Origin of the sequence: Paenibacillus sp. FSL L8-0435 (assembly GCF_037965655.1) — a bacterium.
Classification (GTDB): domain Bacteria; phylum Bacillota; class Bacilli; order Paenibacillales; family Paenibacillaceae; genus Paenibacillus.
In genome coordinates this window covers 4644815-4657519 of the sequence record NZ_CP150185.1, presented here as the reverse complement: position 1 = coordinate 4657519, position 12705 = coordinate 4644815, and the positions used below count along the sequence as shown (strand labels likewise).

At 45.9% G+C, this 12705-nt stretch carries 13 protein-coding genes; 9 read left to right on the top strand and 4 right to left on the bottom strand.

Features of this window, described 5'->3' with window-relative positions; all coding sequences use genetic code 11:
- Window positions 1-270 precede the first annotated feature (270 nt).
- Window positions 271-1005 (top strand): YitT family protein, encoded by a 735-nt coding sequence (locus NST33_RS20735; RefSeq protein WP_036614465.1) that lies wholly within the window; start codon window positions 271-273, stop codon window positions 1003-1005.
- 125 nt (window positions 1006-1130) lie between these two features.
- Here NST33_RS20735 and NST33_RS20730 read toward each other — a convergent pair whose 3' ends face one another.
- Window positions 1131-1601: a DUF2188 domain-containing protein gene (locus NST33_RS20730; RefSeq protein ID WP_339304888.1), complete on the bottom strand. Its 471-nt coding sequence runs from the start codon at window positions 1599-1601 to the stop codon at window positions 1131-1133.
- Window positions 1602-1992: 391 nt separating this feature from the next.
- Here NST33_RS20730 and NST33_RS20725 point away from each other — a divergent pair, with 391 nt between their 5' ends.
- The 3 genes from NST33_RS20725 (at window position 1993) to NST33_RS20715 (ending at window position 4854) form a co-directional block, all read left to right on the top strand.
- Complete coding sequence (locus NST33_RS20725; protein WP_339304886.1) at window positions 1993-2793, top strand: lipid II flippase Amj family protein; 801 nt, start codon at window positions 1993-1995, stop codon at window positions 2791-2793.
- A 136-nt stretch (window positions 2794-2929) separates the two neighbouring features.
- Window positions 2930-3538: a TetR family transcriptional regulator C-terminal domain-containing protein gene (locus NST33_RS20720; RefSeq protein WP_339304884.1), complete on the top strand. Its 609-nt coding sequence runs from the start codon at window positions 2930-2932 to the stop codon at window positions 3536-3538.
- Between the two features lie 80 nt (window positions 3539-3618).
- A complete protein-coding gene (locus NST33_RS20715) occupies window positions 3619-4854 on the top strand; it encodes an MFS transporter (protein ID WP_339304882.1) in 1236 nt (411 codons plus the stop codon).
- Between the two features lie 103 nt (window positions 4855-4957).
- On the opposite strand, the gene msrA is transcribed toward NST33_RS20715, so the two are convergent.
- Together msrA and NST33_RS20705 are read right to left on the bottom strand one after the other, a co-directional pair.
- On the bottom strand, window positions 4958-5920 hold the full coding sequence (msrA, locus tag NST33_RS20710) for a peptide-methionine (S)-S-oxide reductase MsrA (RefSeq protein ID WP_036614455.1): 963 nt from the start codon (window positions 5918-5920) through the stop codon (window positions 4958-4960).
- 180 nt (window positions 5921-6100) lie between these two features.
- Window positions 6101-6712, bottom strand: a complete 612-nt coding sequence (locus NST33_RS20705; RefSeq protein ID WP_221822185.1) for a VTT domain-containing protein — start codon at window positions 6710-6712, stop codon at window positions 6101-6103.
- Between the two features lie 199 nt (window positions 6713-6911).
- Between NST33_RS20705 and NST33_RS20700 the strand changes: the two genes are divergently transcribed.
- Window positions 6912-7850, top strand: coding sequence for a Gfo/Idh/MocA family oxidoreductase (locus tag NST33_RS20700; RefSeq protein WP_221822178.1), 939 nt, complete (start codon window positions 6912-6914; stop codon window positions 7848-7850).
- Window positions 7851-7882: 32 nt separating this feature from the next.
- The gene (locus NST33_RS20695; protein WP_036674958.1) at window positions 7883-8197 is read left to right on the top strand and encodes a hypothetical protein; all 315 of its coding nucleotides are present in this window, start codon (window positions 7883-7885) and stop codon (window positions 8195-8197) included.
- A gap of 25 nt (window positions 8198-8222) precedes the next feature.
- On the opposite strand, the gene NST33_RS20690 is transcribed toward NST33_RS20695, so the two are convergent.
- Window positions 8223-9041, bottom strand: a complete 819-nt coding sequence (locus NST33_RS20690; RefSeq protein WP_221822176.1) for an AraC family transcriptional regulator — start codon at window positions 9039-9041, stop codon at window positions 8223-8225.
- A gap of 190 nt (window positions 9042-9231) precedes the next feature.
- On the opposite strand from NST33_RS20690, the gene NST33_RS20685 reads away from it, so the two are divergent.
- From NST33_RS20685 to NST33_RS20675, 3 genes are all read left to right on the top strand, one after another.
- On the top strand, window positions 9232-10344 hold the full coding sequence (locus tag NST33_RS20685) for a Gfo/Idh/MocA family oxidoreductase (RefSeq protein ID WP_091028759.1): 1113 nt from the start codon (window positions 9232-9234) through the stop codon (window positions 10342-10344).
- Window positions 10345-10545: 201 nt separating this feature from the next.
- A complete protein-coding gene (locus NST33_RS20680) occupies window positions 10546-11514 on the top strand; it encodes a sugar phosphate isomerase/epimerase (RefSeq protein WP_036674961.1) in 969 nt (322 codons plus the stop codon).
- Between the two features lie 24 nt (window positions 11515-11538).
- Window positions 11539-12267 carry a ThuA domain-containing protein gene (locus NST33_RS20675; RefSeq protein WP_339304879.1) on the top strand — a complete coding sequence of 243 codons (729 nt, stop codon included), beginning with the start codon at window positions 11539-11541 and terminating at the stop codon, window positions 12265-12267.
- Window positions 12268-12705: the final 438 nt, after the last annotated feature.

Sequence of the window (12705 nt, the reverse complement as noted above, 5' to 3'; positions counted from 1 at the left end):
CAGCTAACCACAACAGAACAGAAAGGATCAGGATACCATGAGTTCCCGAAGGACAATCTCCCCAAGGACGATCTGGAAACGTTACGATCTCTCATACACATAGCGCCCCTTGTAGAGTACACCAACCGGTTTCAAAAAAACGGCTGACTCTGCGAAAGAGGGGATTGGAATGAATATTCGAAGGACGTACACGATGATTTCTTCCAGGCTTACCTTTTGCAGAGTACGGTCGGTCTAAAAAACCAACCTACAAACTGCGAGGGAACCTGAATGAAGAGAACATCGTTAACCTTACAACACGTTAAAACAGAGGCGATCAAATTCGCCATTATGCTGCTCGGTACATTTATTTTAGCTTTTGCTTATTATCACATTAACTTTCAGAATCATTTATCGGAGGGCGGATTTGTTGGTCTGGCCCTGCTCGGAAAATACGCAACAGGCTTATCACCTGCTATCGGTATGTTGTTACTGGACATTCCGGTCATGATCCTGGCTTGGTTCCTCAAAGGCTGGAAATTCATGATTCAGGCATTGCTTGGCGTCGGTGCATTTTCCCTATTCTATGACGGCTTTGAACGATACTCCACACTGGTATTGTCGTTTAACGGAAATCTGTGGATTCCGGCAGTTCTATCCGGTATATTGACAGGGGTAGGCGCTGGGATTGTGCTTCGATTCGGTGGAGCGACAGGCGGAGATGACATTCTTGCCGTACTGGTTAGCCGCTGGAAGGGATGGAAGCTGGGAACAGTTTTCTTTGTCAGTGATGCTTTTGTATTGGGATTGTCGCTTTTCTTTCTTCCGGTAAAAGAAACTTTATATACGATTCTGGCCGTATGGATTGCCAGTAAAGTCATTACGTACGTCGTTAGTGTTCCGGCTCGCGGAACCGTGGTTACAACTTCGGCTGTGAAATTGCCGATGCCATCGGCTGCAGCCAAGGCAGTTAACGCTGCTGCTATTTCACAACGGACTACGGTGGCTAGAGGGGTATCCAATTAACCATACGTTTCAGAACAACCATAACCTGTATACATCACATTCAGGTCTTGATAGTTAAAGTTCATACAAAATCCCTTTTGACTGCTCTTCAGCAGCAAAAGGGATTTTATTGTTTTCCGATTCATTCAGGGTTTGATCGAAGAAGCAATCTGACCATCCTGATTATGGATAATCGCTCGAATATTTTGTTTGCCACTCAGTTCTTTGGCCTTATCTACAGCTTCTGCCTTAGTATCATATGTGGACAGATAGGTAGACTTTCCTTCTTCTTTGATCGCCCAACCGGAGTCGGTAGGCACGACATGGATGTTGTCATGACTTTTGGACGAAGAAACGGGCTCGGAATGACGACGATCCGTGGAAGACGACTTTTTAGGGTTGGAATTATCGGAAGAAGATGTGGAGTCCGATTTCGAACTTTCCGGTGCGGGATGATTTTCATCCCATTCTTCTGCCTTTGCTGTCGCTATGGCAATCGAGCGTCCTTCCTCATACCCGTCGTCGAGCAGAGCATTGGCAATCTCAATTGCTTTGTGTCTGACACGTGGTTCCAGGTTCTTCATGGATACCGGATAGTCATGTTTGTTCCAAGGCATATGAACCCCTCCTGTAGAATTATGGATTAGTTGTATATTACCCTCTGAGGGGAGGGATAAACGATGAACAGCCGAGGCCGTAAGTGCATTTACCGATGATCTATATAAATTGAAATAAACATTTACACGAAACGGAGAGGACAGAAAAAACCTGAAGAAACGAAGTGTTCGCCTTTATCCCCGGATTTATCCCTTTATAAAAGGAATCAAAAAAATCTGGGGATAACAGCGATCGGAAGGTTGTTCTGTCATCGGAGTGTCCAGTGTAAACATTATTTATTTCAACTTATATAAAAGGATCTCGTTCCTATACTTTTGCAAGCCAGAGGAGTATAATGCTGTCCATGAAAGAAATAAGTTCAATAACAGGAATATAAAGGAGTACATACATATGTTTAGTCTTAGCCTGGCAATCCCTATGCTGTTCACCATGCTGATTCATGCCGCAGACAGCTTATCATACGCGCTACGCCTTGGTGGTTTACGCACCCGCAGAATTGCACTGGCCATTTCTTTGGCAGGTATCTTGCTGCTGGTTTCTCGAACCTCGAATATGGCCCAAGGTCCGATGGTAGGTAATCTGGTGGATACCGCAACACGTGGAGCCAATCCACACTTTGCAGCGCAGCTGCACTGGTTAATGGGTGCGGCAACAATAGGAACGGCATTAGCCATATTGTGTTTTCCAACCATGGTGAAGCTCTCATCGAGAATGGTAGTACATTTTGAAGCAGCCGGCTCTATCCCTGCGATGGTTCGCGGTATGCTGAAGCGAAGCAAGATTAGAAATGTAACGTATTACATCACCCCGCCATCCTGGAAGATGGCCAAACGATTGGTACAACATGGGATGCCAAGACGGTTAATGCTGCTTAATGTAGCGGTAACCGCAATCTACACCACGGGTGTCCTGTCCAGCTTGTACGCAGCTTATCTTTACCCAGGGCAGGCTGTAGCTGCATCTCAATCAACCGGGCTAATTAACGGAATAGCGACTATTTTGCTAACCATCCTGATTGATCCGCGGATTTCCCTGCTCAGTGACAAATCATTACGTGGCGAGATCCGTTTGGATCGCATGAATCAGATTTATGGCTGCATGCTTGTATCTCGTTTGTTTGGTACTCTGTTGGCACAGTTGCTATTAATTCCATTTGCGTATTGGATCGGTTGGATCGTAAGTATGATGTGACGACTTCTCTCCTGAATTGTCGCCAGGCACTCTCTTGTACATCTTTTGAAGTAGCAAATGAGAGGGTGCCTGTGCAAATTGAATTGACGGGTTATTTGTGCTGTGATACTATTAGACCGAATAGTCGGTTTATTTTATGGAGGTTTTTCCAATCGAAGTCAAACGAAGAAAAGATGTTACCCAGATAAAGAAAGACATTGCACGTAATACCAAGGAACTGTTTGCCCAAAAGGGATATAGTGCAACTTCCATGGAAGACATATGTACGATTAACAATCGGAGTAAAGGCAGCATCTATTATCATTTCAAAAGCAAAGAAGAGTTATTCATGTATCTAATCAAGCTTAACAATGAAGATTGGATGAATGCTTGGCTGGACAAAGAATCAGGGTATAAGACCGCCATAGACAAACTTTACGGACTTGCTGACCATTACGTGGATGATTTGGCTAACCCGCTGAATCACGCCATTAACGAGTTTGTCTCGGGTCAGGTCGTCAGTCAAGAGATGCTTGATGAGATGCTTTCCCTGATCCGAATTCCGTATGCGACATACGAGTCCATTATTACTAAAGGGATGGAAGATGGGGAGTTAAAACAGGATGACCCACAGGATGTAATGCACATTATCTACGGTCTGTTTAGCGGATTGACTACACTTTATTACGAGAAGGACCTGACGGATATTCGTCGTATTTACCACAAAGGCATGGCCAGTCTGCTGGCAGGCATTCATCAACGTTAACCATGAAAAGCTGATGTAACGTCAGTTTTTCTTTTGAATATTAATAAACCGGACAGTCGGTTTAAAAGGGGAGATGGAGAATGAACACATTGTTCAGGAACAAAGCTTTTTTAATCGTTACAGGGTCTGATTTGTTGCAAAATCTGGCGATATGGATCCGGAATATGGCGATCCTCTATTATGTGATGGATCAAACTCAGGGAAGTCCAATAGCCGTCTCGCTGATTACCGTACTTGAATATGCCCCGATTTTTGTTTTCTCCATCATTGGCGGTGCACTTGCTGATCGCTGGAATCCCAAACGTACGATGATACTGGGGGATATTCTGAGTGCGTTGTCCATTGTCATGATTATTGCCGTCTTATCTTCCGGGTATTGGCAGATTCTATACGTAGCCACGTTTGTATCCTCTGTCGTTAGCCAGTTTTCTCAACCATCCTCTCTAAAGATTGTGAGGCGAAATGTAAAGGGAGAACATTTGCAATCTGCAATTGCGATTACACAGAGTGGTCAATCGTTGTTTTTAATTCTCGGACCAATCGTCGGAACGTTTATATACACTGCAATGGGAATTCAGGCATCCATGTACGCATTACTCATTCTATTCCTTACCTCTGCGCTTCTACTCACATTTCTGCCTAAAGACGCCACCCAGCGGGAAACAAATACCTCATTATTAGCGGATATCAAAGAGGGCTGGCAATATGTTGCTCGATCTCGCTCGTTAAAAATGCTTAGTCTGGTATTCATCTGTATAGGGCTTTCTGCGGGTCTCATCAGCCCACTTGGAATATTTCTGATCACCCAACGTCTGGGACTTGAAGCAACGTCGTTACAGTTCCTCTCTGGAGCGTCCGGATTAGGTTTATTGATTGGAGGAGGGATTGCGGCTGCTGTAAGTGGCAAGTTGAATCAGACTTTAACTCTAATCGTAGGTGTGCTGTGTCTGGCTGTAGCCACGATGGGGGAAGTGTTATCCAGTTGGTTCTGGCTGACCCTTTTGATCAGCTTCTTGAGCTCAATCAGTTTGGCATTTATCAACGTCATCATCTCCACGTACCTGGTCACCCGGATAGATGAGCACTTGATCGGAAGAGTGAATGGCACCATCACACCTTTATTCATAGGAAGCATGCTTCTTGGATCTTCCATGGCAGGTGTACTGATGAACAGCACATCCATTTTTATTGTCTACGCAATTTCGGTTACCGTGATGATCATGGGTATTGTTCCAGCGATGCGTATTCAATTTCGTAATGATCAGACGGCTCCTGCCAGCCATTTGACTTCGGAAATCTCTTCGAGCCAAACCTAACCAGTGCATTCTCGTGCAACAATAGTTCGTCTATGAAAAACAAGAATGTACAACAAAAAAGCAGCGGGATCATCCCACTGCTTTTTGTATTAGTATTATAACTTTATTGGAAAAGGACGGCGTACTCACCGTATCCTTCTTTTTGCAAGTCTTCTTTGGGTACAAAACGAAGTGCCGCAGAGTTGATGCAATAACGCATTCCACCTGCTTCGGCAGGACCATCGTTGAACAGGTGACCTAGATGGGAATCGCCCTCACGACTTCTCACTTCGGTACGAATCATGAAGTGGCTGAGATCGGTTTTTTCTTTCACGTTGTGGTCACGCAATGGACGTGTGAAGCTCGGCCAGCCGCAGCCGGAGTCGTATTTGTCGGTAGAACTGAACAATGGCTCGCCAGATACGATGTCCACATAGATACCATCACCGTGGTGATCCCAGAATTCGTTATGGAATGCAGGCTCGGTTGCGCTGTTCTGCGTAACTTCATATTGAAGCGGCGTCAAACGCTCTTTCAGCCCGTCTTTATCCACGTTACCGGTCCAGTTGCGTTCGATGAAATCTACACGTCCAGAACCTTTGCTGTAGCGTTTGTAATGGGCAGGGTTCTTCCGGTGATAATTTTGGTGATGTTCTTCCGCTTCATAGAACGGTTTGGCTGGCAAAATCGGAGTGAAGATTGGTTTGTCAAAACGTCCGCTTTGTCCCAGCTCCGCTTTGGAAGCTTCCGCAATCTGGCGCTGTTCTTCACTGTGATAGAAGATGGCCGTCTGATAGGAAGATCCACGGTCATGGAATTGCCCGCCTGTATCCGTAGGATCAATCTGCTGCCAGAACAGTTCAACCAGTTTCTTATAAGGGAAGATGGCAGGGTCAAACGTAATTTGTACAGCCTCTACATGTCCTGTTGTCTCCGAGCAGACCTCTTCATATGTTGGATTCTCGGTATGTCCTCCTGTATAACCCGATACGATCTTATGAATACCGGGCAGTTCTTCAAAGGGGGATACCATACACCAGAAGCATCCGCCTGCAAAAGTTGCTAACTCACTTGAATGTTGTTCCATGCTATAGTCACTCCATTTCTGATGAAGATTTAGCGCTCGTGTTCGAGCTCCAGCAATCTACCGTTTTATTAAACTTGTTACACAAGCATTAGGCTTGCTCTTCTATTATATCCTGAATTGGCAAGCCAACCAAGCCGGAATGAAAACAAGCTGAATCTGAACGGTTTGCGAATTCTAAATTCAGACTTTGTTGCGTGATCGAAAGCGAAATAAGAGCAGAACAATGGCCATGAACACCAGATATGCGGCAAGGATGGCCAGGCTCAGCCAGATGGAGGTTTCAGCTTGTGCACCTGCATAGGCAAATACAAAAATCGCTGGCATTTTCCCAATGGCCGTGGCAAGCATGAAGACCCAGAATGGTGTGTACGTTATACCTGCGTAGATATTAACGGCCATCTGAGGCACGATCGGCAACAGTCGCATCGACATGACACCCATGAACGGATGTGCTTCCATCCATGTGGTAAAACGGTTTAGACCCCGAATGCGTTCGAGGTACGATCTCGCCTGATGTCTGAAGATGGTTCTTGCTCCGCCATACACGAGCATGGCTGCAAGTGTGGTGCCAAGCCAGCATATCCAGGCTGCCGTGGTGGTACCGTAACTGTAACCAAAGGCGATAATAACAAACTTATAAGGAATTACAGGCACAAGAGCAAACAATGTTGCCATGGCGAGTAACAGAGGAATGGACTGATGAAGATCGGTCCAGGCCAGTAGTTCATATCTGTAAATAAACGTGACTCCTGCAAGTAAAACATATAACAGAAGCCATAACCATTTTCGCAAAATCCCAAACGCTCCTTTCAGATCAGGCAGGTCTGGTCGTGTCCCGATCTGTACTGCTGTTCCTCCTCAGTTTACCACGTTCGCCCATTGTCTGAACAATTCGTGCGAAGTCTGCTGCAATCACTGGCAAGTTGCTGTCCGAAGGGTTACACTATAGGACGTGGAAATATAGAACCGAACTGAAGGTGGAATGATCATCATGGAAACAACCCAACGTAAACGAGTTGCAATTATCGGCCTGGGCGATATTGCACGTAAAGTATATTTGCCGCTGTTAACAGCTCATCCGAACGTGGAGATTGTAGGCATTATGAACCGATCTCCGGAGCCGGTCAAAGCCGTTCAGGAGGCGTATCGATTAGAACGGGGAACAACGGATCTGAAAGAACTGTTGTCCTGGGACTTGGATGCGGTGTTTGTACATACAGCAACGGAAGCGCACTTTGACATTGTCATGCAATGTCTGGAACAGGGATTAGCCGTGTACGTAGACAAGCCGTTGTCCTATACGATTCGGGAGTCGGAAGAGATGACTGCTTTTGCCGAGGCACAAGGGCTGCTACTGGCAGTGGGCTTCAACCGCAGATTCGCACCGATGTACCAAAAAGGGAAAGAATGGATGCAGGGTGGAAAAGGTTTTGAATCCTTGACAGTGACCAAACATCGTACAGGCATTCAGGATCGTCCTGCGGCAGAAACCATCTATGATGATCTCATCCATATGCTGGATCTGATGTTGTGGTACTCGGATCATAATGTGGAGTTGCTTCATCAATGGATTCGGAAGAATGATCTGGACAGACTGCTACATGCAACAGGAACGGCCAAGCTGGGCAGAACAGCTTACGGTCGATTCGATATGGTGCGTGAGGCTGGGGCAGACCTGGAGAAGATCGAATTGCATGGTGGTGGACGCTCTGTTGAAGTGGTGAACATGGACACGATCCGCTGCATGGAACAGGGGAGTCTGGAAACCAAAGAAACGTTCGGGAGCTGGGACACCGTGTTAACACGCAGAGGTTTTAGCGGAGCAGTTGATAATTTCCTGGCTTGTCTGGACGCGCCTGATGATTGCCTGATCAGTGCAAGTCACGTCATGGACAGTCATGAACTGGCGGAACAATTGATTCGCAAATAATTGCAGAATACACATACGGAGGAATACAAGTCATGGATGAATATGAAAAGGAACGTAATAAACAGATCGAGGAAGCTGTTGTAGAAACCTATAAACAGGAAGAAGAGATGATGATCCTCGTATTTGCCCAGTGGTGTGTCAATAATGGTTTGGACCCGGAAGAGATGTACCGGCAAGCCTACCCGGATCAGCAAAGCAACGAGCGTTTGCAGCAGGTGCAGAAGCTGATTGTATCCAAGGAGGAAGCCGGTGAGATCCCGGATGATACGGTACTTGGCGTGTTGTCCATGTTTGGCAATGAAGATCTGGCGATGGTTGTATCCGAGGCCATAGCCGCGCGCAAATAAGTTCAACTTACGTATACTAATATGATTACATCTGTTCCCGGTGAATGACGCGGAATTCCTTCGGGGACATGCCGAACCGGGAACGGAATACCCGATGAAAATAGGTATAGTTGTTAAAGCCGGAAGACTCAGACACTTGCTCCAGGGTCATTGGACTGAAAATAATTCGTTCCCTGGCCATGTTCAACCGTACGTCAAGCGTGTATTGCATGATGCTTTTGCCAAACGCTTCTTTGAAGAGATGAACACCCCGTGAGACACTGATGCCAATATGTGTTGCCACATCATCCAGCTTGAATAAAGAGGAAGCGTTTTCTTCAATGTAATTCTTGATCTCATAGGCCACATAATTGGTGTTGGTTATCGTTGGATGCTCCGCGAGCAGACGATCCACTTCGAGACATAAAATTCGCATATAATAACTTGAAATTTCCGGATAAGGATTGGAGATGCGGCGCTGTTCCAGCACGAGTTGTCGAAACAGGACCAAGAGGCTTTCCGTCAGTTCGACTTTGATTCGGGTCGGCCGTTTGTGACGCTTCCACCACTCATCCACCCAGGAACCATTAAAGAAGATGTGATAGTCGCCACTCTCCACCAGTCGTTCTCCCATCGGATTGGTTTCATTGTCAATTCTCAGCTCATAGGGCTCGTCAGGATCAAAAAGAAGCAGATCGCCCGCATCTATCAGGGACATGTCCCCGTCTATGCGTGCACGGCAACGTCCGTCTGTTTGCAGTCTTAACAGGTAGTTCTTCACCCCTTCAGGCTGCACCATAGCGTAGGGTTTACGATGAAATGAAAAGCCTGCTGTAAGAACTTGGCAGGATTGATCTGTCGGCATGGGCATACTCCTTGCAATTTGAAAATTATGACCAGATAGTTCATGTTTCAATCATATTATTCATTTTAATTGAAGCTGAAACGGAATACCATAGTATTAGATTCAAGGAACAGGAAACATCCAACAAAACATATGTATCTCAACCATTCAAACGCAGATTTTAACCATGCGTAAGGAGATGAACGTCACAGTGGAGAAAATGAAAGCAGGCATCATCGGGTGTGGTAACATCAGCGCCATCTACTTGGAAAATCTCAAAAACAACCCGGTCATTGAAGTCGTGGCTGTTGCGGATTTGATTCGTGAACGCGCTCAGGAACGGGCAGATGAATTTAATATCGCAAACGTTTACAATGTAGATGAGTTGCTGCAAAATAACGAAATTGAACTTGTGTTGAACCTTACGGTTCCTGGCAGTCACGCGATGACCGATCTGGCTGCACTCGAAGCAGGCAAACATGTGTATGCCGAGAAGCCGCTGGCCATTTCTCTTGAGGATGGTCGCAAGGTTGTTGAGTTGGCTGAGGAAAAGGGATTGTATGTTGGTTCTGCACCGGACACCTTCCTTGGTTCAGGCATACAGACAGCTCGTAAAGCCATTGAGGATGGGCTGATTGGCAAGCCGGTTGCAGCGACTTCATTCTTCATGGGTGGAGGACCAGAAGCTTGGCATCCTAATCCGGAGTTCTTTTATGTCGCAGGTGGCGGACCGATGTTTGATATGGGACCTTACTACCTGACCGCTCTGATTACGTTGCTTGGACCGATACGCAGAATCAGCGCCTCGGCAGGCATACAGATTGCAGATCGCAAGATTGGCTCTGGGCCGAAGGAAGGTACAGCACTGCAAGTAGAGACGCCTACCCACTTGGCAGGAACCATTGATTTTGCAGAAGGTGCCATTGCAACCATGATTACCAGTTTCGATATTCGCGGAGCTTCGGATCTGCCACGTATTGAAATCTATGGTACAGAAGGTACGCTTAGTGTACCGGATCCCAATTATTTTAACGGGGAAGTGAAGGTTCGCAGATACGGTCAAGACACTTGGGAGACGGTCAAACCAGTCTTCGAAAGTGGACAAAACGAACGAGGCATCGGCGTAACGGAAATGGTTGAATCCATTCGTGCCGGACGGGAACACAAAGCCAGTGGCAAGCTAGCTTATCACGTACTGGAAGCCATGCATTCATTCCAGCGTTCTTCACTTGAAGGCAAGCATGTACATCTGGAGAGCAGCTATGATTCTTTTGCAGTAACTCGCACAGTTCAAACTGAGATTGAAACCGTGGAATCCCACTAGTCTGAGTAAAAAGTGTTCCAAGCTTGATGCTCTTACGGGTGATGCAGAATAACCAGTATTCTTACGTTCAATTTCAGGATAGAAACACTCTCGATTTTCCACACTAATCAAACAGGCATGTGATCTGAACGGTAATTGTATACAGTTCAATATTCATGAATTCAGCAATCATACGATATCTAATCCAGGGAGGAATCGCACTTGAAACTCGGCGTATTTTTGGTACTATTCGGAGGACGTAAATTGGAGGATGCTCTTGATTATGTAGCATCCAAGGGATTAAAAGCAGTAGAGATCGGAACAGGCGGACATCCAGGCAATGCACATTGTAAGCCAGATGAGTTGTTAAGCAATCCTACAGCATTGAAAAACTTCAAAAATGCAGTGGAATCACGCGGTTTGACCATCAGTGCACTCAGCTGTCACGGTAACCCGCTACATCCGCAAAAGGATATTGCCAAAGGATTTCACGATGATTTTGTTAAAACGGTAGAACTGGCTGAGAAGCTGGAAGTACCTGTAGTGAATACATTCTCCGGTTGTCCGGGAGACCATGAGGATGCCAAATATCCCAACTGGCCTGTTGCACCATGGCCGAATGATTTCCAGGAAATCCTGAAGTGGCAGTGGGAGAACAAAGTTATCCCTTACTGGACAGAGTGGGGTAAATTTGCAGCAGATCGTAACGTAAAAGTTGGATTGGAGCTGCACGGTGGATTCTCCGTTCATACTCCAGCAACGTTGCTTAGACTGCGTGAAGCAGCAGGTGAAGTGATCGGAGCCAATCTGGACCCAAGTCACATGTGGTGGCAAGGTATTGATCCGGTTCAGGCAATTCACATCTTGGGACGTGAAGGAGCCATCCATCACTTCCATGCCAAAGATACAACGATTGATCCGGTAAACGTGAACAAACACGGTGTAACGGATATGCAGGACTATACCAATATGCTGGATCGGGCTTGGCAGTTCCGCTCGGTTGGTTATGGACATGATAACAAGACATGGGCAGACATTATGAGTGCCTTGCGTCTGGTCGGATATGATTATGTAGTAAGTATTGAGCACGAAGACGGTCTGATGTCGGTTGAAGAAGGATTCTCTAAAGCCGTGCAAAATCTCCAGCAAGTATTAATCGAAGAACCGCTGGGCGATATGTGGTGGGTTTAGAGTTACACTAGGGGGAAATTGAATATGATCAACGTCACCATTTGGAATGAATTTGTCCATGAGAAAATTCACGATGAAGTAAGGGAAGTCTACCCGGATGGTCTGCATCGAGCACTGGCTGACGGACTTGGCGGCGAAGGCTTTGCTATTCGTACAGCTACACTGGATCAGCCTGAACAGGGATTAAGTGATGAAGTGCTGAATTCCACAGATGTGCTTATATGGTGGGGACATATGGCACATGATCGCGTAAGTGATGAGATCTCACAGAAGGTTGCGCAACGAGTGCTGAACGGCATGGGGATGATTGTGCTCCATTCAGGTCATTTCTCCAAACCATTCAAAGCGCTGATGGGAACAAGCTGCGATCTGAAATGGCGTGTAGCTGACGAGCAGGAAATTGTATGGTGTGTTAACCCATCTCATCCGATTGCGGATGGCATCGAAGGCAAGATTGTATTGGAAAAAGAAGAGATGTACGGTGAATTCTTCGATATTCCAGTGCCGGATGAACTGGTGTTTGTAAGCAACTTCCAGGGTGGGGAAGTATTCCGGAGCGGATGTACGTTCCGGCGTGGTGAAGGTAAAATCTTTTATTTCCGACCAGGTCATGAGACGTATCCGACCTATTACAAACCGGAAATATTAAGAGTAATCAGTAACGCAGTGAAATGGGCATATCCTGCCCGCAGTTTTAAGCCGGAATTTGGCAAGAGTGAACCTGTAAGACCATTTGGTGGCGTGCTGGTTTAATTCATAATTTGCTTCGTGAAAGAGATATATCAGTTCAACTAACATTTACACATCAACGGAGAGGGCAGAAATAACTTGAAGAAGCGGAGCGTGCGCCTTTATCCCCGGATTTTTTTCCTTTAGAAAGAAATCAAAAAAATCTGGGGATAACAGTGATCGGAAAGTTGTTCTGACATTGAAGTGCTAGTGTAGATATTCTTTAGTTGAACTGATATAGATAACGTAAACGCAAGCATATACCCAGGAACCCTTCTCCGAGTCAATGATGACTGTGGCAGTTGGGTTCTTTTTGGGTAAGATAGTACTATGGGGAAGTTATACGATATTTCCCATGGTTACGACGCAGCGTGTAATGTATACTGGGATATATGATCCATTTTGGATATTATGCTTCTAAAATTTAAACTTTTTAGTTGCAGGCGTTTTCTTTGAAGCTTA

Excerpts from the sequence above, each read along its gene's own strand:
- NST33_RS20735 (WP_036614465.1), top strand. The coding sequence starts at position 271 with ATGAAGAGAACATCGTTAACCTTACAACACGTTAAAACAGAGGCGATC.
- NST33_RS20730 (WP_339304888.1), bottom strand. The coding sequence starts at position 1,601 with ATGCCTTGGAACAAACATGACTATCCGGTATCCATGAAGAACCTGGAA.
- NST33_RS20725 (WP_339304886.1), top strand. The coding sequence starts at position 1,993 with ATGTTTAGTCTTAGCCTGGCAATCCCTATGCTGTTCACCATGCTGATT.
- NST33_RS20720 (WP_339304884.1), top strand. The coding sequence starts at position 2,930 with ATGGAGGTTTTTCCAATCGAAGTCAAACGAAGAAAAGATGTTACCCAG.
- NST33_RS20715 (WP_339304882.1), top strand. The coding sequence starts at position 3,619 with ATGAACACATTGTTCAGGAACAAAGCTTTTTTAATCGTTACAGGGTCT.
- msrA (WP_036614455.1), bottom strand. The coding sequence starts at position 5,920 with ATGGAACAACATTCAAGTGAGTTAGCAACTTTTGCAGGCGGATGCTTC.
- NST33_RS20700 (WP_221822178.1), top strand. The coding sequence starts at position 6,912 with ATGGAAACAACCCAACGTAAACGAGTTGCAATTATCGGCCTGGGCGAT.
- NST33_RS20695 (WP_036674958.1), top strand. The coding sequence starts at position 7,883 with ATGGATGAATATGAAAAGGAACGTAATAAACAGATCGAGGAAGCTGTT.
- NST33_RS20690 (WP_221822176.1), bottom strand. The coding sequence starts at position 9,041 with ATGCCGACAGATCAATCCTGCCAAGTTCTTACAGCAGGCTTTTCATTT.
- NST33_RS20675 (WP_339304879.1), top strand. The coding sequence starts at position 11,539 with ATGATCAACGTCACCATTTGGAATGAATTTGTCCATGAGAAAATTCAC.